The sequence below is a fragment of the uncultured Winogradskyella sp. genome (assembly GCF_947501905.1).
Lineage (GTDB): Bacteria > Bacteroidota > Bacteroidia > Flavobacteriales > Flavobacteriaceae > Winogradskyella.
Genome location: NZ_CANMXL010000005.1, coordinates 1 through 20,629, shown reverse-complemented (window position 1 = coordinate 20,629; position 20,629 = coordinate 1). Strand labels below are relative to the sequence as shown.

General features: G+C 32.8%; 17 protein-coding genes. 7 read left to right on the top strand and 10 right to left on the bottom strand.

The genetic code is table 11. From position 1 onward, the window contains the following. The first annotated feature begins 40 nt into the window (after nucleotides 1-40). Both Q0770_RS12525 and Q0770_RS12520 read left to right on the top strand, forming a co-directional pair. Nucleotides 41-919 (top strand): alpha/beta hydrolase, encoded by an 879-nt coding sequence (locus Q0770_RS12525; RefSeq protein WP_299117521.1) that lies wholly within the window; start codon nucleotides 41-43, stop codon nucleotides 917-919. Between the two features lie 34 nt (nucleotides 920-953). Continuing rightward, nucleotides 954-1,700 carry an alpha/beta hydrolase gene (locus Q0770_RS12520; protein WP_299117519.1) on the top strand — a complete coding sequence of 249 codons (747 nt, stop codon included), beginning with the start codon at nucleotides 954-956 and terminating at the stop codon, nucleotides 1,698-1,700. Between the two features lie 5 nt (nucleotides 1,701-1,705). Here Q0770_RS12520 and Q0770_RS12515 read toward each other — a convergent pair whose 3' ends face one another. Further along, the gene (locus Q0770_RS12515; protein WP_299117516.1) at nucleotides 1,706-2,926 is read right to left on the bottom strand and encodes a hypothetical protein; all 1,221 of its coding nucleotides are present in this window, start codon (nucleotides 2,924-2,926) and stop codon (nucleotides 1,706-1,708) included. An 88-nt stretch (nucleotides 2,927-3,014) separates the two neighbouring features. Continuing rightward, entirely contained in the window at nucleotides 3,015-5,399 is a 2,385-nt protein-coding gene (locus Q0770_RS12510; RefSeq protein WP_299117815.1) for a zinc-dependent metalloprotease, read from the bottom strand. 279 nt (nucleotides 5,400-5,678) lie between these two features. Between Q0770_RS12510 and Q0770_RS12505 the strand changes: the two genes are divergently transcribed. Further along, the gene (locus tag Q0770_RS12505; RefSeq protein ID WP_299117514.1) at nucleotides 5,679-6,167 is read left to right on the top strand and encodes a hypothetical protein; all 489 of its coding nucleotides are present in this window, start codon (nucleotides 5,679-5,681) and stop codon (nucleotides 6,165-6,167) included. Nucleotides 6,168-6,240: 73 nt separating this feature from the next. Here the strand turns inward: Q0770_RS12505 and lysS are convergent, their stop codons facing one another. The 3 genes from lysS to Q0770_RS12490 form a co-directional block, all read right to left on the bottom strand. Further along, nucleotides 6,241-7,932, bottom strand: coding sequence for a lysine--tRNA ligase (gene lysS / locus Q0770_RS12500; RefSeq protein ID WP_299117512.1), 1,692 nt, complete (start codon nucleotides 7,930-7,932; stop codon nucleotides 6,241-6,243). A 117-nt stretch (nucleotides 7,933-8,049) separates the two neighbouring features. Then, entirely contained in the window at nucleotides 8,050-8,454 is a 405-nt protein-coding gene (locus tag Q0770_RS12495; protein WP_299117509.1) for a DUF1573 domain-containing protein, read from the bottom strand. 108 nt (nucleotides 8,455-8,562) lie between these two features. Further along, the gene (locus Q0770_RS12490) at nucleotides 8,563-9,624 is read right to left on the bottom strand and encodes a LuxR C-terminal-related transcriptional regulator (RefSeq protein WP_299117507.1); all 1,062 of its coding nucleotides are present in this window, start codon (nucleotides 9,622-9,624) and stop codon (nucleotides 8,563-8,565) included. A 105-nt stretch (nucleotides 9,625-9,729) separates the two neighbouring features. Between Q0770_RS12490 and Q0770_RS12485 the strand changes: the two genes are divergently transcribed. From Q0770_RS12485 to lipB, 3 genes are read left to right on the top strand one after another with little or no spacing between them, the layout of a single operon-like run. Beyond that, the gene (locus Q0770_RS12485) at nucleotides 9,730-9,888 is read left to right on the top strand and encodes a YqaE/Pmp3 family membrane protein (protein ID WP_087491852.1); all 159 of its coding nucleotides are present in this window, start codon (nucleotides 9,730-9,732) and stop codon (nucleotides 9,886-9,888) included. Between the two features lie 38 nt (nucleotides 9,889-9,926). Continuing rightward, the gene (locus tag Q0770_RS12480; RefSeq protein ID WP_299117504.1) at nucleotides 9,927-10,727 is read left to right on the top strand and encodes a hypothetical protein; all 801 of its coding nucleotides are present in this window, start codon (nucleotides 9,927-9,929) and stop codon (nucleotides 10,725-10,727) included. After that, nucleotides 10,720-11,424, top strand: coding sequence for a lipoyl(octanoyl) transferase LipB (gene lipB / locus Q0770_RS12475; RefSeq protein WP_299117501.1), 705 nt, complete (start codon nucleotides 10,720-10,722; stop codon nucleotides 11,422-11,424). Before Q0770_RS12480 ends, lipB begins: the two co-directional genes overlap by 8 nt. A gap of 2 nt (nucleotides 11,425-11,426) precedes the next feature. Here lipB and Q0770_RS12470 read toward each other — a convergent pair whose 3' ends face one another. The 5 genes from Q0770_RS12470 to Q0770_RS12450 all read right to left on the bottom strand — a co-directional run bounded on the left by Q0770_RS12470 (nucleotide 11,427) and on the right by Q0770_RS12450 (nucleotide 17,303). Next, complete coding sequence (locus Q0770_RS12470) at nucleotides 11,427-12,119, bottom strand: hypothetical protein (protein ID WP_299117498.1); 693 nt, start codon at nucleotides 12,117-12,119, stop codon at nucleotides 11,427-11,429. Nucleotides 12,120-12,239: 120 nt separating this feature from the next. Beyond that, entirely contained in the window at nucleotides 12,240-13,172 is a 933-nt protein-coding gene (locus Q0770_RS12465; RefSeq protein WP_299117496.1) for an ion channel, read from the bottom strand. Between the two features lie 39 nt (nucleotides 13,173-13,211). Further along, on the bottom strand, nucleotides 13,212-14,261 hold the full coding sequence (locus Q0770_RS12460) for a nucleoid-associated protein (protein WP_299117493.1): 1,050 nt from the start codon (nucleotides 14,259-14,261) through the stop codon (nucleotides 13,212-13,214). Nucleotides 14,262-14,331: 70 nt separating this feature from the next. Next, complete coding sequence (locus Q0770_RS12455; RefSeq protein ID WP_299117490.1) at nucleotides 14,332-16,668, bottom strand: ribonuclease HII; 2,337 nt, start codon at nucleotides 16,666-16,668, stop codon at nucleotides 14,332-14,334. A gap of 32 nt (nucleotides 16,669-16,700) precedes the next feature. Next, the gene (locus tag Q0770_RS12450; protein ID WP_299117487.1) at nucleotides 16,701-17,303 is read right to left on the bottom strand and encodes a ribonuclease HII; all 603 of its coding nucleotides are present in this window, start codon (nucleotides 17,301-17,303) and stop codon (nucleotides 16,701-16,703) included. A 204-nt stretch (nucleotides 17,304-17,507) separates the two neighbouring features. Between Q0770_RS12450 and Q0770_RS12445 the strand changes: the two genes are divergently transcribed. Next, the gene (locus Q0770_RS12445; protein ID WP_299117485.1) at nucleotides 17,508-20,552 is read left to right on the top strand and encodes a SusC/RagA family TonB-linked outer membrane protein; all 3,045 of its coding nucleotides are present in this window, start codon (nucleotides 17,508-17,510) and stop codon (nucleotides 20,550-20,552) included. The last annotated feature ends 77 nt before the right edge of the window (nucleotides 20,553-20,629 follow it).

The following is a 20,629-nucleotide window of genomic DNA, read 5'->3' as shown; positions in this document are numbered from 1 at the left end:
TCTTTTTTCACTATATTGTTAAATAATCCTACAAAGAGAAATGCAGTATTGGGTATCAACATTAGTTACAATTTTTGTTATTTATGCTATTATTAGTATAGTGCTGTATTATGTACAAGACTACGTTTTATTTAAACCCGAAAAGTTACCTGAGGATTTTCAGTTTGATTATGAGAATCAAGAAACAAAAGAGTACAATTTAGAAACTCGTGATGGCGCTATTATCAATGGGCTTCGATTTTATCCAAAAGGTGATAGTAAAGGTGTTGTCATCTATCTTAAAGGAAACTCTAAGAGTATTAAAGGCTGGGGTAAGTTTGCCGTAGACTTCACCAGACATGGCTATAATGTTTTGATGGTAGATTATCGTGGCTTTGGCAAAAGCACAGGGAAACGCTCTCAAAAAGCCATTAAAAGAGATTTACAGTTGATTTATAATAAGGTGAAAGAGAAGACCACTGAAGACAGAATAATACTTTATGGACGTTCTTTGGGTTCAGGATTTGCAGCAAAATTGGCGTCTATGAATAGTCCCAAAAAGCTAATTTTGGATGCGCCCTATTATAGTCTTACTAAAGTTACAGGAAGATATATGCCATTTATGCCGCTTTCTATTTTACTTAAATATCCTTTGCCAACCTACAAATGGTTAAAATATGTGCAATGCCCAATACATATTATTCATGGTACGCACGACAAATTGATTCCTTATAAATCGAGTGTAAAACTATCTCAGGTCAATGCAAAACTCACCAAGCTGTATACGGTTATTGGAGGAGGACATAAGAATCTAAATAATTTTGAATCGTATCATAAAATGTTAGATGATATCCTCAATAGCGAACCTAAAACCATTGATTTAGGAACTACAAGTATTAACGTTATTCATAGTGCAAAAAAGACTAAAAAGAAAGCTTAAAAGAACATCACTTGTACTTTTGACATTATACCTTATGATTGGAGCATCATTATATTTCTTTCAAGAAAAATTATTGTTTTTACCAACAAAGCTGAGTCAAGATTATCAGTATCAATTTAACTACCCTTTCGAAGAGTTATTTCTTAAAACAGATGAAGACACTGTTATTAATGCGCTACATTTTAAGGCTGAAAATTCCAAGGGAGTTTTATTGTATTTTCATGGTAATGCTGGAGATTTAAGCCGTTGGGGAAGAATTACAGAGTATTTTACAGCAATGAACTATGATGTTTTGGTAATGGATTATAGAGCATATGGAAAAAGTGTAGGCCCATTAAGTGAAAGCGCTTTTTACAAGGATGGTCAGTATTGTTATGATTATTTATTGAAGCAATATTCTGAAGAAAATATTACACTTTACGGGAGATCTTTAGGTACGGGGATAGCATCGTATTTGGCTGCAAAAAATAATCCGAAACAACTTATTTTGGAGACACCATATTACAGTATTGAAGATGTTGCAAAAAGCAGATTTCCAATTTTCCCCGTGAAGTATTTGTTGAAATATAAATTTCCGACATATAAATACCTGCCCGAAGTGAGTTGTAATATTTCAATAATTCATGGTACAGATGATACTATTGTGCCGTATCATTCAGGGAAAAAACTTTCGGAATTAGATATTGAAAACTTAAACTTTATTACTGTTGTTGGAGGTAGTCATAACAACCTCGTAAAATTTGACGTATATCGTGATGCTATTACTAATATTTTAGAATAAATAGCCTACAAACTTCTGGTGATTGGAACACTTACATTAATTCCTGTTTGAATATCTGGAGCATTATTTACAGAGAAATCTTGTTTTAAATACATAGATAATTTAAAATCTTTTCGTCCATAAGTGTAAATAAGTGACCAATTAGATAATGGCACGTATAAACGTGTAACACCATTATGCCATCCAGCATTAATGGCACTATAATTACCTAACAATCTATAATAATCTGTTTCTTGTTTTTTATTGTATCGCGATTGAATTTGATAGTTTAGACCAAGTGCATTATAGTTACCTTTACGAGTATACTTAGTAAACTCTACATTCCCTTCTAAACTTGCAATAAAAGGATTGTTGCCTAAATCTATGACTTCATCAAAATCAATAATATTCTTCCTCAATAGACTTGTGCCAGCTGCAATATCAAGCTCATTTTTATTTTCAAATTGTATTTGTTTTAAAGCGTTTGCAGAAATACCAATATCTACTGAAGGATTAAATTTTGACATGTTAATCCCTATATGACTTCCAAAATTAAAACTTAGGTTTTTTGCTTTACTAAATTCAAAATCGGGATAATAGTGATGATTAATCTCTAAGCCACCAATAAAAAAATCATTATTATCTAGTTGTAATGTATTCCCATTTCTATCTGTGTAACTGAAGTTTACTTGGTTCAACCCATAGAAACGTCTGCCAAAAGGGTCTTCGCCACCCGCAATATTACTATGAAACCATTCTATAGTCTCATCACTTGTAAAAAACGAAAAAGGGTAGCTGCCATCAGTAATTAAATAAGACCTTAGGTTAATTCCTAATTCATGTTTTTTTGCAATAGGAAAAGTGATATCTAATCTAAATTCTTTAATTACGGCATCTATGACAATATTATAATAATCTGCAGGTGTAGTTTCCTGATCTATAAAATCGAATCCTCTTTGAAACCAAATTAGTTGACTAAGCGCCTCTCTAACATCTGGATCTCTTGGTAAGTGAGTTTCTACAAATGGCTGAAAATTATTACCACTAGCATAATTAAATGTAAGCTTAGTTTTCTGATAAGGTTTTAATTTGAAATTTTGTTGAATGCGCGAACTGAATATACCAAAGTGATGCGTTGTTTGCATGTTAGGATTATCAATACCGTTTTTGATGGATAAGCTATCTTTTGACTGTGAAAGACCAGTAAAGGAAATAACTAAGAATAGCTTAAGAATAGTTTTTTGCATGGCGCAAAAATAGTATTTGGTTTAAAATAAAAAAAGCTTCAAACACTGTTTGAAGCTTTTTTGAAATATTTGGAACTAATTACTTAGACTATTTTGGATCTAAAATATTATTTACACGTTCTAAAGCATCAGCGATATGAATCCTACTCATAGAATCTGCACCTCGTGCATTTCTTAATTGAGAACGTAGGGACTTTAGTTCTGCTCGGACAACAGCTCTAATATCTGATTGGCTTACATCTACATTTGTAGCTCTAATAAATCGTCTAAAAGCTGCGGGAACTGGAGGCTGCTCATTTTTCATAACAAACTCCATACGTTCAATATATGCGCGTTGTAAATTACGTCTGTAAATGCCTATTTTCTTACCAGTACGTAACTCTCTAAACAATCCACGACGTAAATCTTTCATCATGTCGTATAATCCATAAGCACTATCTCCATTGACAGATTCATTTTCTAAAAGACGTTGCATTCTTCCAAAATCCATCATGTTGTTTAAAGTACGCGTTTGGATGCCTCTCACACGCTCTATATGGCCAGCACTTTCAATTTTATTAAAGATATTATTGTCTAACATCCAATCTGGTGTTGTAAATAATTGGTCTTGTAAAAATTGCATTGCCTTTTTCTGATGGTCGTCTGCTACATGAGTGTAGACAGCACCTTCTTGGTCATAGGTTTTGTAATATTCATAAACACCACCAATATTAGATGCAACATGCCCCATGTAACGATTAAATTGCCCTAAGACTTGTCCGTACATGGTGCCTAAATCGTCATAATTTTTACCATCTTCAGCGGTCCATTCTATTAAGTTAGGAACAATACGTTTTAAGTTTTTAATTCCATACTCACTTGCTAAAACAGCATCATCGCCTAAATCTTCAGTCTGAGAACTTGGGTCAATTACGCCAAATTGTTGTCTTCCAAAACGGTACATTGGGTCACCTGCTTTTTCAAGAATCCAGCTATCTAAAGTTTTCTTTTCTTCTTCTGCAGAATTAGCTTCTAAAATAGGTCTGTATCCCCAATTGATAGCATACTTATCATAAGGTCCAATGTTTGGCATTAATGCAACACCTTCATCTCCAGGTTGTGCAACATAATTAAAACGTGCATAATCCATAATTGACGGTGCAGTACCATATTTTTGAGTAAAAGCAGGGTCACGTAATTTTTCAACAGGATATGCAACACTGCTTCCCATGTTATGTGGTAACCCTAAAGTATGTCCAACTTCGTGAGCAGATACAAAACGAATTAAACGCCCCATAACTTCATCTTTAAAAGCAACACCACGAGCATCTGGATTGATAGCTGCAGTTTGTACAAAGAACCAATTACGCAGTAATGTCATTACGTTATGATACCAGTTGATATCACTCTCTAAAATCTCACCAGAACGCGGATCACTTACGTGAGGTCCATTAGCATTTGGTATTGGAGATGCTAAATAACGTACTACAGAATAACGTACATCTTCAGGAGACCATTCTGGGTCTTCTTCTACAGTTGGAGGGTCTTTTGCAATAATCGCATTTTTAAAACCAGCGGCTTCAAAAGCTACTTGCCAATCTTCAATACCTTGTTTGATGTATTTTTTCCATTGGTCTGGAGTAGCACGATCTATGTAATAAACGATTTGTTTTTTAGGCTCAACAAGTTCGCCACGCTTGAATTTTTCGATGTCTTCATCTTTTACTTCTAATCTCCAGCGGTCTAAATAACGTACTGTTTTACTTTCTTGGGCATCTAAACCATAATCTGTCTGACCTCTTCCAAACCATCCTACACGTTGGTCAAAATTACGACGCTGCATAGGCACTTTAGGTAAAAGAATCATAGAGTTATTAATCTCTAATGAAATTGTTCCTGTACTTGAGTTTGAAGGTGGTCGACCAGCAGCGTATGTTTTTACATGTCGTGCTTCAATATTTTCAGGATAACTTTTTAAAGATTCTATATAAGACTTTTCAGAATCTAATCGTGTAATTCTATAAGCCTGACGTCTTCCTTGTGGGAAACCTAATGCCTTAACATCTTTACTAAACATCGGCGTTACATCAATTACTGTTTTTGTAGAGTCTTTACTAAATGCTTTGATAGGAAAAGCATAAAGTATAGGTTCGAAATTTGAATTTACAACAGCTTCATGTACCGGTAAAGAATCTGCAGCTACCACTTGATGCGATACAACTCTAACTAATACTTTTTTATCTTTCTTTTGCCAGCGTAAAACTTGTGTGTTTTGTTTTCCTCCACCAAAACCAATACCGTTTGCCGTTTTAGCAATACGCGTAACCATTAACATTTCTCTTTCGAAAAGTGAGTCTGGGATTTCATAGAAGAATTTATCGTCAATCTTATGAACGTCAAATAGACCTTTGTCTGTTTTTGCGTCTTTAGTAATAACCTTGTTATAAGGTTTAATAGCGTTTTTGCCAGGTTTTTTTCCTGGAGGTTTTGCCATTGCGGTTGCGCCAGTTTTTTTTGATTTACTTGCTTTTTTTGCAGTATCACAAGAGAAAACCAAAAACGCGCAAGCTACAAATAGTAGTTTAATGCGTAAATGTTTCAAAATAAGTTGGTTTTAAATTTCGCATGAAAATACACAAACAGATACTTTTTGGATAATTAGAAATGTTATTTAGTATTTATTTAACGCCGTATTTTTTAAGTATAGGTAAAATTTAAAACGATTTGTAAGTTTTAATAAGCACTTCTCGACATAATGTAGAAATTGATAAAAATGAAAAAAATAATCAGCCTTTTGATAGTAATATTAGCTCTTAATTCATTTAGTTACTCTCAAGAGTTAAATGTTATAGTGCCTGGAACGGCAAAAAATATTCCTGATGGATGGCATAAATTCACTTTTCAAGGCGCAAAATTCGATGTAGAAGTTAAAGCAGAAACCCTAACAGAAGGTAACATAGTATGGTTTGACCAATCAATATATTCAGGGACTCTAAGAGGTTATGATATCTCAGGAAAAGGGACATATGTATGGCCAAATAGAGAGCGTTATGAAGGAATGTTTAGAAACAATATGCGTCACGGAAAGGGCACGATGTTTTATAAAGATGGTTCTCGTCATTATGGCAAATGGAAAAACAATAAGAAGAATGGTAAAGGCCAAGAATATAATAAAGCTGGAGAATTAGTAAAAGATGGTGTTTGGGAGAACGATGTCTTTGTAAAATCAGCAAAAACTAAGAAAAAGAAAAAGAAAAGTTAAGTTAAAGTTGATTGTTAGTAAAAAGGCGCTGTTGGTTTACCAATAGCGCCTTTTTTATTTATTCTATTTGAGTTTATACAAGCTCTACAAAAAGACCATCATCTGTCTTTTCGACCTTAGTGACACCAAGTTTTCCAAGTCCTTTAATGCCTTTGTCCCAGGCTTTATTGCTTAAACCAGATTTAGATTTTAAATCGTTTAAAATCATTCGGTTTTCAGATTTTAGAATTTCGAAAATAGCTTTTTCGTTATCATTCATTTCTACAGCCTTTTTCTCTGGTTTCATCTGTGGAAAGAATAACACCTCTTGTATAGATTGGTTGTTGGTTAAGAACATAATTAGTCTGTCCATACCAATTCCCATACCAGATGTTGGGGGCATACCATATTCCAAAGCACGTAAGAAGTCAAAATCTATAAATTCTGTAGCTTCGTCATCACCCTTTTGAGCTAGTTTTAATTGATGTTCAAAACGTTCGCGTTGATCAATTGGATCGTTAAGCTCAGAATATGCATTTGCTATTTCTTTACCACAAACCATCAACTCAAAACGTTCAGTTAATTCAGGATTATCACGATGTTCCTTGCATAACGGACTCATCTCTTTTGGATAGTCAGTAATGAAAGTTGGTTGAATGTAGTTGCCTTCGCATTTTTCACCAAAAATTTCATCAATAAGCTTCCCTTTACCCATGGTTTCATCTACATCAATATTCATACTTTTTGCTGCAGCTCTAATTTCATCTTCAGATTTATCATTGATATCAAAACCAGTGAATTCTAATATAGAATCACGCATGGTAATACGTTTGTAAGGTGCTTTAAAATCCACTTTGTATTCGCCAAATGTGGCTTCTGTAGTTCCGTTTACTGCTATTGCACAATGTTCTAAAAGTTTCTCACAGAAATCCATCATCCAGTTATAGTCTTTGTAAGCAACATAGATTTCCATGGCAGTAAATTCTGGATTATGCGTACGGTCCATGCCTTCGTTACGGAAGTTTTTAGAGAACTCGTAAACACCATCAAAACCACCTACAATAAGACGCTTTAGATATAATTCGTTAGCAATACGCATATAAAGCGGAATGTCTAAACTGTTGTGATGTGTAATAAATGGACGTGCCGCTGCACCACCAGGAATTGGTTGCAAGATTGGCGTTTCCACCTCAAAATAACCAGAGTCATTAAAGAAGTTGCGCATTGCGTTAAATAACTTTGTGCGCTTAACAAATACTTCTTTTACATGAGGATTTACCGCTAAATCTGCATAACGTTGACGGTAACGCATCTCAGGGTCGTTAAACTCATCAAATGTATTTCCCTCTGCGTCTTGCTTTGGTAGTGGTAAAGGTTTTAAAGCTTTACTTAATAAAGTAAAATTTTTAACCATGACAGTTTTTTCACCAACTTGAGTTGTAAATAATTCACCTTCAATACCGATAAAATCGCCAATATCTAAAAGCTTTTTATAAACATCATTGTATAATGTTTTGTCATCACCAGTGCAGATTTCATCTCTATTAAAATACACTTGTACACGACCTTCACTATCTTGAAGTTCTGCAAAAGACGCCTTCCCTTGTATACGTCTAGACATTAAACGACCAGCAATAATAACCTGTTTGCCTTCACTAAAATCATGTTTTATGTCTTTAGATGTATTATTTACAGGGTATAAGTCTGCTGGATATGGATTAATATCCATAGCTCTTAATTTTGCTAATTTGTCGCGTCTAACTAATTCTTGTTCTGAAAGCTGCATGTAGTATTTCTAATAAATTTTTAGACTGCAAAATTAAGCTATTTATAGAAAGAAAAAAACAAAGACCCGCTATGAATATCTATAATCATAGCGGGTCTTAAATATTTTGAAATTCTCTTATTTTCTAGCAACTACATTGCCTTTGATTTTCAAAATTTTGTTACCATTTTTTGCATTAGACATTACCGTTATGGTTTTTGTAAAATTGCCTAATTTTTTTGTGTCGTACTGTATCGTTAACTCACCAGATTCTCCAGGAGCAATTGCTTCTTTAGAATACTTTGGTACTGTACAACCACAGCTTGTTTTTACTTTTGAAATGATTAATGGTGCATCTCCAGTGTTTTTAAACTTAAAGATTTTTTCACCATTCTCATTCTGAAATACTGTACCGTAATCGATAATTTCAGATTCAAAAGCAATTGCTGCATAAGCAAATTCATTACTGTTTTTTGTTGGTGCCATACTTAAAAGACCAACTACTAATAATACTAAGAACGATGTGTTTAATGTTCGTTTCATGATAAAATGTTTTTAAATTAATACTGAAGCAAACATCAATTTTAATTTTGAAAAATTTTAAAAACAATAGGTTGAAATCGGTACTAGTACCCGGTTGAAATTATTGAACTACTTATTAAACAGTGAGTTAACTTCGTCTCTGGATTGTACATTTAGCTTTTTGTAAATGTTATTTGTATGCGTTTTTATAGTGCTAACGCTTAAAAAAAGTGCTTCAGCAATATCTTTATTACTTTTTTCTTGAAGTAAATGTTCTAAAACAACTTGTTCTTGTTTTGAGAGTTTATCCTTTAATTCTGTTTTTTTATGTCGTTTAGATTTGATAAATCTCGATATAAAAATAAGATTCACTATAACTGAAAATAGAAGTAGGCCAACGATAAGATATATCCAATTGAAATCTGTTTTATCATCACTTACCGAAGAATTAATCATAAAGGTATCTGAGGCTAATTCGTTATTATATTGTTTTGTATACGAAGCTTCAGGATAATTTTCTAGAAGTCTAGATTTTAAGTTTTCGTAATAAGTGTTAGACTTTAGGTCTTCAACATAATAAGAATGAAGGTCACTAGTTCTATCTGATAAATAAGAATAGATATAAAGTTCTGCTAAAGGTTCGTTGAGAGATTTTCCAAAATCTTGCAGGGTTTTAAACCATTTTTTGTTATTCAGTTTACGATTAGCTTCACTTCTAAACTCACCATAAGCAAAACGCATATCTGCTTTTAAGGAGTCTACTCTTACAAAAGCATTTGCCTTATCATTTGTGGAATTTATATCACAGAACACTTGATTTTCAAACGAAAATGGGAGCTTAAGAGTATCCTTATTATTTGCAATAAAAATAACTTCTTTGCTGTCACTACAATGACCGTTAAAATGGTTGGCATCTTGAGTTGCGTCAGAGCATTTGTCTACATGAATACGATAGATTCGATTGTCAGAATCCAGCATATTGCCTTTAAACTCAAAATAACCACTAGAATCTGCTGTAGTCTTTGCAATAATCTGCTCGGAATACACACCAGAAATTTTTCTATAGTCTTCAACAATAGAAAGGTAAACTGAGTTTTGCCACTCGTTAGGTTCTATATAACCCGAAAACGAATATTGTGCCTTGGCAAAAGACCATAAACATAAAAGTAGTACTGTGAGTTTTAATCTCATAGGACGAAACTAATGATTTTTTCAGAAATAATGATGCTGAATGTCGGCTGTAACAATTTTAATCAAGTAGCGTCATACAAGTACATCAAATCAAAAAACAAAATTATGAGTTTCTGGAGAGTTCTTCTCGCTATTATTTGCCCACCTTTGTCTGTTATTGGTAAAGGCTGTGGGTCTATTCTTATTGTATTTTTATTATGGCTATGTGGTTGGGTGCCAGGCGTCATCGCAGCACTTGTTATTTTAAATAATCCTGAGCGATAATATCGTATCTTTGTAACACTAATTTAATCTACATAAAAATGAAAAAAATTATTGCATGCATAGTGTTTCTGAGTTTATTAACTAGTTGTAATGTCACTGAAACAGTTGTATTTACTGAAGATGGTTCGGGTGAGTTTTTAGTGAGTTATGATATGACAGAAATGATGGCTAAAATGAAAGAAGCTATGGGTGGCGATACAGACATGTCTGAAGAGAAAAAGTCAGGAGAAGTTATGGATACAACTATGGTTTTTGCTGATATCATGGAGACTTATAAGGATAGTGTTGCGGCTTTGCCTGAAGAACAACGCCTAGCTATGGAATATGTAAAAGACATGTATATGACCATGCACATGGATGAAAATTCAGGTGAAATGAATATGGGTATTGGTATGAAATTTAATTCTATTGATGATTTAAAAGATATTCAAGACAAAATCAAAAAAGCACAAAGTTTAAATTCTCAGAGTGGGCAAGTAGATATGATGAAAAGTCAGACACCTTTAGGAGCTTTATCCGGAAGTGATGATAATGTAGATTATAGTTATTCAAATACCATGTTTTCTAGAACAACAACAATTGCTGAAAAAACTGAAGAAGAATTAGAGGAATTGAATACTCTTTTTGAGGGAGAAGATGAAACCGATAAAGAGTTTATGGAATATTTTGAAGCATCTTACTATACCGTAAAATTGGTGTTTCCAAAGCGTGTAAAATCTGTAGATATTGAAGGTGCTGTTATTTCTGAAGATGGAAAAATCGTGACCTACAAAACCAGTTGGATGAATTACATTAAAAATCCGAAATCTTTGGATGTCGCTGTAACGTTCTATGAATAAAACCATAAAACTTGAAGATTTAGGTTCTAAAGATTTTAAAGCTACTTGGGACTATCAAGAGCAGCTTTTTAAAGCAATTTTAGATACCAAGATTAAAAATAGGCGTGAAGATGCAGGATTGCAAACAGATAATCATTTTTTGTTTGTAGAGCATCCTCACGTTTATACTTTAGGCAAAAGTGGAGATTTGTCTAACTTATTACTTTCTGAAGCTCAACTCACTGAAAAAGGAGCGACTTTTTATAAGATAAATCGTGGTGGTGATATTACGTATCATGGGCCTGGTCAGATAGTCGGTTATCCTATTTTAGATTTGGATAATTTTTTTACGGACATTCATAAATATCTCCGTTTTCTGGAAGAATGTATGATTCTTACACTCGCAGAATATGGTTTAAAAACAGGACGAAGCCCCGGAGAAACAGGTGTTTGGCTAGATGTAGGTACACCATTTGCTCGTAAGATTTGTGCTTTAGGTGTTCGTGCTAGTCGATGGGTAACCATGCATGGTTTTGCACTAAATGTCAATGCAGATTTGGGTTATTTTGACAATATTATACCATGCGGAATTAGAGGTAAAGCTGTGACATCTCTAAACGTTGAATTAGGTATAGATAAAGTTGATGAAGCAGAAGTTAAGCAGAAGATTCTTAAACACTTTAAGGTGCTTTTTGAAGCAGAATTTACAAGTGATTAATGTTATTTACAAGCATTATTATATGTGTCAATGGTTCTTGTAATGTCTTCTAATTTATATGCGTTACTCTCTATGTCTTTTAGCAAAGCAGGACATTTACTAAAGTGTTTTAGTTTTAATTCTTGATGATTTTTTTTGAACAGATATTTTGATGGTCTTAGTTTTCTAACAACATCACTTTCTTTGTCGCTAAAGTAATAGAGCTTTAAATCATGAAAAAGATACGGATTAAAAGCTTTTTTTTTATATATCTGCGCTTTCCTTTTTGGAAAATTTGTACTTCTTTCTGTAGTAATGGGGTTAGTATTTAAGCTTTTTCTTTTTGTAGAATTTGATACTAGGTAAAGATTAATTTTTCCGGTACTTACTAACCTTAATAGTCTTGCACGTTTATCTTCTTTATTAAGAAGTTTATAATCAAAATGAACAATACTTCCATTTTCTTTAATGTCTACAGCAGTAATTGATAGGTCGTTATAGGTTTTGGTATGTTTATCGCCATCTCTTGTAAAATACACATCATTGTCTTTTATATAGCCATTACCTCTAAAGATTGAGCCATTTTTAAGATGTACAAGCATTGGAATTTTTTCTGATTCAATGTCATTCAGAAAATCATTACTCATTTGGGCATCAACCACAAAAGATGAACTCAAAATAAATGTAAGAATCAAACACTTTGCTAATGTTTTCATTGGTTTTAAGTAACAGGTTAACTAATTAGAGAGTAATGTAATAATTAATTCAAATTATTAATTACAAATTAGATGAGTGACAAATTTTCTAGTTTGAATAACTTAATTTACAGCAATAAACTAGTTTAAACCTACTTTTTCTGTATGGTTTATAAGGCCTACGTCGATATTAAGTTTTCCGTTATCTCGATTTGCAGCATAAATAAATTTTTCACCCCAAAATAACTCATCTGCTTTATAAGATGTCCTCGAATATACAGGTAAAGAAGAGGATTCATCAAATGCCTTTAGCATGACAATAAATTCTGCGTCTTTAATTAGTAAATCTTCTTTAGATAAATTATGCATTGGACTTTCTTTATCAATAGGGTGAACTATTGTCCACATTGAGGGGAAAAACATGACTTTTTTTCGCTCTAATTCAAGATTGTAAAAGTTTCGTAAGTCTGAATCATTTCGCTTTACAGATAAGCTTACATTAATTTCGACTTCTAGTAGTTGATTTTTTTGCGGATTTACAACCCTAAACATAAAACCGTTGATGTTTTGATAAGGTGCAATCACTGCTTTATCGCTATACCTAATTTTTGTATTCGGTTTTGAGAAACGGCCGTAAAGTAAACCTGTTGCTAAGGCAAATGACAATAATCCCAGCATAGATTCTATAGCAGCAACAATATTAGCGGCCAAGCCCAATGGAGCTACACGACCGTAACCTAGAGTGGTTATGGTTTGTGCACTAAAAAAGAAAGCTTCCATGTATTGCTCAAAAGGAGTCATGCCTTTTGTGCCTGTAAGGTGTTCTACACCAATCATACTATAAATAGTGGCAAAAAAAAGATTAACAATAAAATAACCAATTATTATAAGTCCAAAGAAGCGTGACCACTTCATGGTTACTAAAGTGTGGAAAAAATTTAGACGTTCAAAAAATGGGATATTGGTCTTTGTGATATTAAAAGTACCGTCCTTATTTAGAGCTCGATATCCGTCAGAAGAGGATTTCTCACCTAAACCAAAATCATTAAATTTCTCTTTTTCCTTTTTTGCCATTGTTTCCCGAAAATACAGAAAAAGAATGACATTTGGCCTCTAATTTTCGGCATTAAAAAACACTTTGTAGAAGTGCATTTTTTTCTCGTCGTCATAACCGCGTTCTAGATATTCTGCTGAGGCATCTGGGGCATCAACGTCTAGTTTTATTTGAATATTAGTGTCGAGTTTAATCTCAGTTTTTATTTTCTGCTTTTGTTTTTTTAAGGCAATTTCAGAAACATCAAATTGATTTCTGATTAAAACATGTTTATCAGTTTCGTAGGTTTTTTTATAATCTTCGAACTGTCTGATTTGGTCTTCAGATTCAAAAACTTCTTCTTTAAAAGTTTCAATATTTACGATTTCATTTTCTTTAAAAAAGTCTACAGTTTTTGCTAAAAAATTACTCTGTTCTTGGCCGCCAAAATTGGGGTGTAAAACTTCTTTAGAAAACTCCCTGCAGAGTTCAATATAGTTTTTGGTGTGCTGGTTGCTATCATCAGGATATTTAATATTTAGAAAACTATTAATCCAGTATTGTGCATCGTAATTATTGTTGTCTACACTAAGCACAATTTTGCCTTCCATGTCGGAAGTATTTAAAATTAAACAACCCTTATCTACCTTTTTTGCTTGTATGCCTTTTTGCACCAAAATATCATAACTATTTTGCTCTAAATAAGTCTGAAAAAACTCCGTTTTATTTTCAATTTTAAAGACACCAATTGCATCAGTAAAGTAGTCTTGATATTGTATGTTTTCAAAGTGGCAAACGATAACATCACCAGTTTTTATTTGCGCAGAATTACTTTGCTCAAACAAATGAGTTACTATATGCTTTGATAGGTCAATAAAATCACCTTCTTCAGAAAATAATTGCTCACTGTAAGTGTTAATTTCATTGAGGTTAACGTCTGAATGATGATTAAAACGATAAGTCTCAGCTACACTAACAAAAGGCTTTAATAGATAGGGTAAAATTAGCTGATATGTGGCTTCATCAAAATGAACAGCAGCATCAGAAAATGCATTTTTTGTGTCATTAAATTTGTTTCCAACCTTATGGATAATTAAGCTTTTTATTGAAGCTTTTTGGCGTTTAATCATGAGCGTAATTCGTCTAAAAATTTACGGATTACAATAGTACAAAATTAGACGTCAAATTATTGATAAAAAATCAATTCATTTTATAAACTGTAATCGTTTTTTCATCACTTTGTGTAATGAGTTCCAAGCCACGTTTATTGTCTAAATTTTGTAATTCTGCAGATGTTGTTCCAAATATTGGAAAGTTAGGTAAAAGCTTTGCTTGGCTATCAAAAACATATACCTTTTTGGATTGTAAATCTGTAGTTATAATATAAATTTTATCTTGTAAATAAAAGATTTTTGGAGCTGTATAATCACCAAAGTCTAAATCTACGACTTGGCTTTTGATTTTTAGTTTATTTTCTTTTAAAGCTACTAGAGTTTTACTTGTAGTTTCAAATTTTGTATTTGAGCCCAAACCAAGAGATTTTATATTAATACGTCCTTTGGGGTCAACTTGTACCAACTGCCCTTTTTTATTAAGTGATGTAAATTTGTTTTGATAGAGAAAAATAGAATTTTCTGAAAAATCTATTTTACCATTAACCTTTACACGTTCTTGACCTTGACGATTTAATATTTCTAGTTTTTGACCTTGAGAAAAAACAATATAATCCTTACTGCCAATCCTAAAATGTTTTGGTTGTGTGCTTATAGAGTTTGATGCTTTTTTGTACTTAAATCCATTGACGCGTTTTGCATTAACATCATACATTAGCAATGATTTATCTTGTGTGACTAATAGCCGATAATTTTTACGATTATCATAATCAAATATTGATAATGGTTGGGTTATGACGTCATTGAACTTCATAGGAAAAGGTCCAACATCTTTGCCATTTCTGTCTATGACATAAACTCGATTTTCGGTTGCAAATACTAATTGTAGTCTTCCGTTTTTATAAATGTCAATTTGTTCTACTCTTCCAAGAATAGGAGCATCGAGTTGTTTTTTCCAAAGAATACGTCCACCACTCGAAATAAGGTATAGGTTATTAGATACGTCTTGTGCAACAATTTCGTGAGTATTATTTCTGTGATTTTTTACTGTTTGTGGTTTAGTTAGTATTTCTAATGGTAATTTGGTGGTAAAGTCTTCTGTTACAGAATTGCTTGCAGCACGTTTTTTATATTTTGATAGTATACCGTTAATATGTGCAAAATCTGTATCGTATACATACTGTACAACATTTGCATTATAGCCTTTTGCACCTCGGTCTAAAAATTCATATAAGCCTTCTCCATCTTTATAAATTAAGTAAGAAGATTCATTTGCTAAACTATTACTTATGCTTTTGTACTTTTCAGAGCTAGATAAAGTTTGGTTGTTCAATTTATTTGAAATGATATGTTGAAGAGTTTCAATATTATCTGCGAAGACTACAAAGCTTTCGTAAATAAATCCAAAAGAAGTGTTTTTTAAACTTATAAAAGGAGATAGACAATTATTAAAAATATTTGGTGAGTCAAAATTAAAAATTGCAACACCTTTATAGGTTTCTTTGATTGAGTTAGTGTTTAGCGATTCTTTAATCAAGCTTCCGTCAAGAGCATTTATAACAATTGCGTTACCGGTTTTAGAATTGAGTAATGCAATTTCGTTTGATGAACTTAAAAAATTAGGGACTGAATCTTTAGGAGAGCCATTTATATTTGAGAGATTTTCTGAGAAGATTGTAAAATCATCAAAAGCAATTCTGGTTAGAGTTTTTGTGTTTGCAGGAATTATCTCAGAAAGTTTAAACTCTTGTGGAGTAGTGTTTTTGAAAGCGTTTATATGAAAAAGACTATCGCTACTTTTGGTAATACCATTATATGTAATTGTATTTGGTTCTGCATTAATATCAATGATGTCATATGTAGACAAAAGACCATGCTTTAATAGAAATGTGTTTTTCTGTTTGTTTTTAAAAACTATAGATCCTAGATTTTCATCATCAGTAGTTAGGAGTAAGTTTTTCAATTCAAGATTATCATCTCTTTTAGCTTTTTTAACAGATTTTATATTATAAGATCCAAAGAATAGGTTGTCTATTATTCTATAATAAAGTGTGTCCTTATTATATATGGTATTATAAATCTCTTTTTTGAGATTCTTTTGAGTAATACTATTTAATGTAGAATCTTTTGTTATAAGTGATTCAGAATATTTTGTGATATAAGTAGAACTGCTATCGGATATACATATATATAAAGGAGTAGAAATATTTAAAGCACTAGTTTTGTTTAGTAGTGAATCTATTTGTATTTCAGCAAAAGGAGAATTACTACTTGAAAGTGTTTTAAAATCGTTAAGTGCATTTACCTTTATAATAGTATGACTTGATTCAGGAATAATATCAGGAATAGTCGTTTCGGTTTTATAGCGACCGGAACATGAAAAGAAAACAGAAACAAGAATAATATAAAGGAAGGGCTTTTTCATTCAAGGATTAATTTTCTACAAATATATAAGACTCATAAATCTAATTGGTATTGTTCGGGAAGTAAACGAAAAGATTTACGATGGTATTTTGTGATGCCGTATTTTTTTATGGCTTCTCTATGTTCTTTAGTCGGGTAACCTTTATTTTTTTTCCAATTATACATTGGAAACTCTTCATGTATAGTATCCATATACAAATCTCTATGTGTTTTTGCTAAAACGGATGCAGCAGCAATACTAAGATATTTGCTGTCACCTTTAATTATAGTTTGGTGAGGAATACGTTTATATGGTTTGAATCGATTTCCATCAACAATTATAAAGTCTGGTTGTGGTTTTAATTTAGCTATGGATTTTTGCATAGCTTTAATTGAGGCGTTCAATATATTAATAGTATCAATCTCTTCTTGGAATATATGAGTAATACCAAAAGATAATGCTTCAGATTCAATAATTGGTTTTAGTAGAAAGCGTTTTTTCTCTGATAATTGTTTAGAATCATTAAGTATGTTATTTTGAAAACTAGGCTTCAATATAATCGCAGCAGCAGTTACTGGACCTGCAAGACAACCTCGACCAGCCTCGTCTGTTCCGCACTCTAATTTCTCTTTTGAATATTGAATTATTAAATTCATAATTATCGGATTTGAAAAATACATTCAATTATTAAAAAATCAATATATACTGTAAGTATTTTTTTATTCTTTAATAGAATAAATTGAATATTGCCGTATTATTAAGTTTTATGCACCTTCCTTTAACATTTTTTTATGCTATTCCCTTGGATTTTTAATATTTTATTATGATGTTTGCGGAAGACTAACTCAAATAATTGTTTTATGAAATTAAAGTTAACATGGTTATTAACGCTGTTTATGGCGTTTGTAATGCAGCTTTCTTTTGGACAAGAGAAAGACATTACGGGTACAGTTACTGCAGCTTCGGATGGTTTACCATTGCCAGGAGTAAATGTAATTGTTAAAGGTACTGCAAGAGGTACACAAACAGACTTCGATGGAAAATATTCTATCAAAGCAAAATCAGGAGAAGTTATTGTCTTCTCATTCGTTAGTATGAAGACTACCGAAAGAACAGTTGGTGCTGGAAATGTGATTGACTTGGCTATGGCTGATGATGTTGCTTCTTTAGACGAGGTTGTTATTACTGGATATTCAACAACAACAAAAGCAAAATCAAGTGTTGCTACTGTTAGAGTATCAAGTGAAACAATTGAGAATAGACCAAATGCAAGTTTTGTTCAGACACTATCAGGACAGGTTCCAGGTCTGAATATTACAACTAGTAGTGGTCAGCCAGGTGGTAACTCATTAGTGCAGTTACGTGGTGTATCTTCTATTAATGGTAATACTGAACCTTTATTCATTATAGATGGTGCTCCAGTAGATGAAGACAACTTTCGTTCTTTAAACCCTCAGGATATCCAAACTATTGATGTACTTAAAGATGCTGGTGCAACTGCTATATATGGTAACAGAGGTGCAAATGGTGTAATCGTTATTAAAACCAGACAAGGTAATTTTGGTCAAGGACTAAAGATTAACTACAATGGTTTTGTTTCGTACAGTACATTACAGGACAACGATTATAATGCAATGACATCTCAACAGTTATTAGCTTATGAAAGAGATAGAGGTAACGGTGCTGGTGCTGGTAACAGTTCTAGTGTGTTTAACCCAGGTAATGGTACGCCATTAACTGATGCTCAAATTGCAGCTGCTCCTAACTTTAGTTGGAGAGACTTCTTTTTCCGTACAGGTGTAACACAAAGTCATACAGTTTCATTATCTAGTGGTAGTGAAAACGCAACTCAGTTTACATCATTTGGTTTTCAAGATACTGAAGGTATCTTACAGCAGAGTGATTTGAAACGTTTCAATATTCGTTCTAATGTTAGTGGTAAGTCAAGTAACGAGAAATTTACTTATGGGACTAACTTAACTATTAACTATTCTAAGTCAAATGAGCCTAACAGTATTGGTTCTGGAGCAATTAACCGTAACTATGTCTTAGGGGCATTTACATCTGTTCCTTATGTTACTGCAGATGATTATACAACTGGAGCAGCTTTATTGTCTCCGTTATCATTTACTAACACTCCACTTTTCTTATTAGATCGTTTGAATACTTATACAAGATTTGATGAAGAAGTTAAGATTGTTGCAAGTGCAAACTTTAACTACAAGTTAACGGATTGGTTAAGTGCAAATGTAGTAATGGCAGGTGATTACCAAGCAGAATCTTTTACTAGAGCTGAAGGGCCAACTTCTTTTAATGCTTTGTTATTTGGTGGAGCAGAGAATCCAACATCAGGATTCCAACAGCAAGCATCAAATAGAGCGTTTACATACAACCAAGTTACATCTTTGAATGCTAATAAGTCATTTGGAAAGCATACAGTAGATTTAGGTTTATATACAGAGTATTTTAAAGGTCACTTTAGAACTTTTGGATATTTTGCTAACGGTTTAAACCCTGCAACTTTCTCTCCAGGAGATGGTAGTGGATTAGTACCACAAGCAAACGGATTATTTAATGATGAAGCTACTGCTAATATCTTAAACTCTGGTTTATTCTCTTATTTTGGTTCTGCTGATTGGGATTATGATACTAAGTATGGTGTTAGTGCTACACTTAGACGTGATGCATCTTTCCGTTTCGCAGGCTCTAACAGATGGGCAACTTTTTATTCTGTTTCTGGTCGTTGGAATATTTCAAACGAAAGTTTCATGGATGGTTCTGCATTTAATAATTTAAAATTAAGAGCTTCATATGGTACAGCAGGTAATCAAGATATCCAAGGAACAGGTGTTTTTGGTTCTCCAGATTTAACATTAGACCTTTTTAATACACCATCAGGTTATGGTAACTTACCAGCTATTGCATTAGCTCAGGTTGGTAACAGAGATTTATCTTGGGAAACTGTAACTCAACTTAATGTTGGTGTAGATTTTGGAGTTTGGGATAACAAGTTAAGAGGTAGTATTGATTGGTATGAAAGAGAAACAAGTGATTTATTCCAAAACACTCCTCTTTCTGCTGTTACTGGTTTTACAAATTTGGCAGCAAATACCGGATTATTATATAATAGAGGTTTTGATTTTCAAATTAATTATGATGTGTTTAGACCTAAGTCTGAAGGAGGATTTGGTATGACAGTTGGAGTTGTAGGTAACTATAATGAGACTGAATTAGAAGAAATTCCAAATCCACAGGGTGAAATCATTGGATTAGGACGTAATGGAGGTATCCTTAGAGAGTATTTCACACTACGTTATGTAGGTATTAATCCAGCTACTGGTAACTTACTTTACTTAGATGCTAATGGTAATACTACTGAGAATCCGGATGCAGATAACGATAGAGTTTGGTTAGGTAAAAACATTGTTCCAGATTGGAATGGTAGTTTTAACTTAGATTTAGACTATAAAGGGTTTTTCTTAACTACTCAATGGAACTATGTAATTGGTGTTGACAGATTTGATAATGACTATGCAGATTTAGTTGACCCTACTGCAGTAGGACAGTTTAATTTATCTTCTGATATATTAAGAGCTTGGCAACAACCAGGTGACATCACGGATCAACCAAGATTTAATGCTTCTAACTTGAATTCATTTCCTAATTCAGATAGATTCTTGAGAAGTGCAGATTACTTAAGATTACGTTTTGCTAGTTTTGGGTATTCATTCTCTCAAGATGCACTTGAGAATACAGGCCTCACAAATGCTAGAGTATTCTTAAATGGTGAGAACTTATTAACATTTACTGAATGGAGAGGGTTTGATCCTGAAACAAGAAGTAATGGTTCTAGACAATATCCAACACCAAGAACAATATCTTTCGGATTAGAATTAGGATTTTAAAAAAAAATAATATGAAAAAAATAAATAAAATAATCTTTGTCGGTCTCTTAGCATTGCTAATGGGATGTAACGACGCA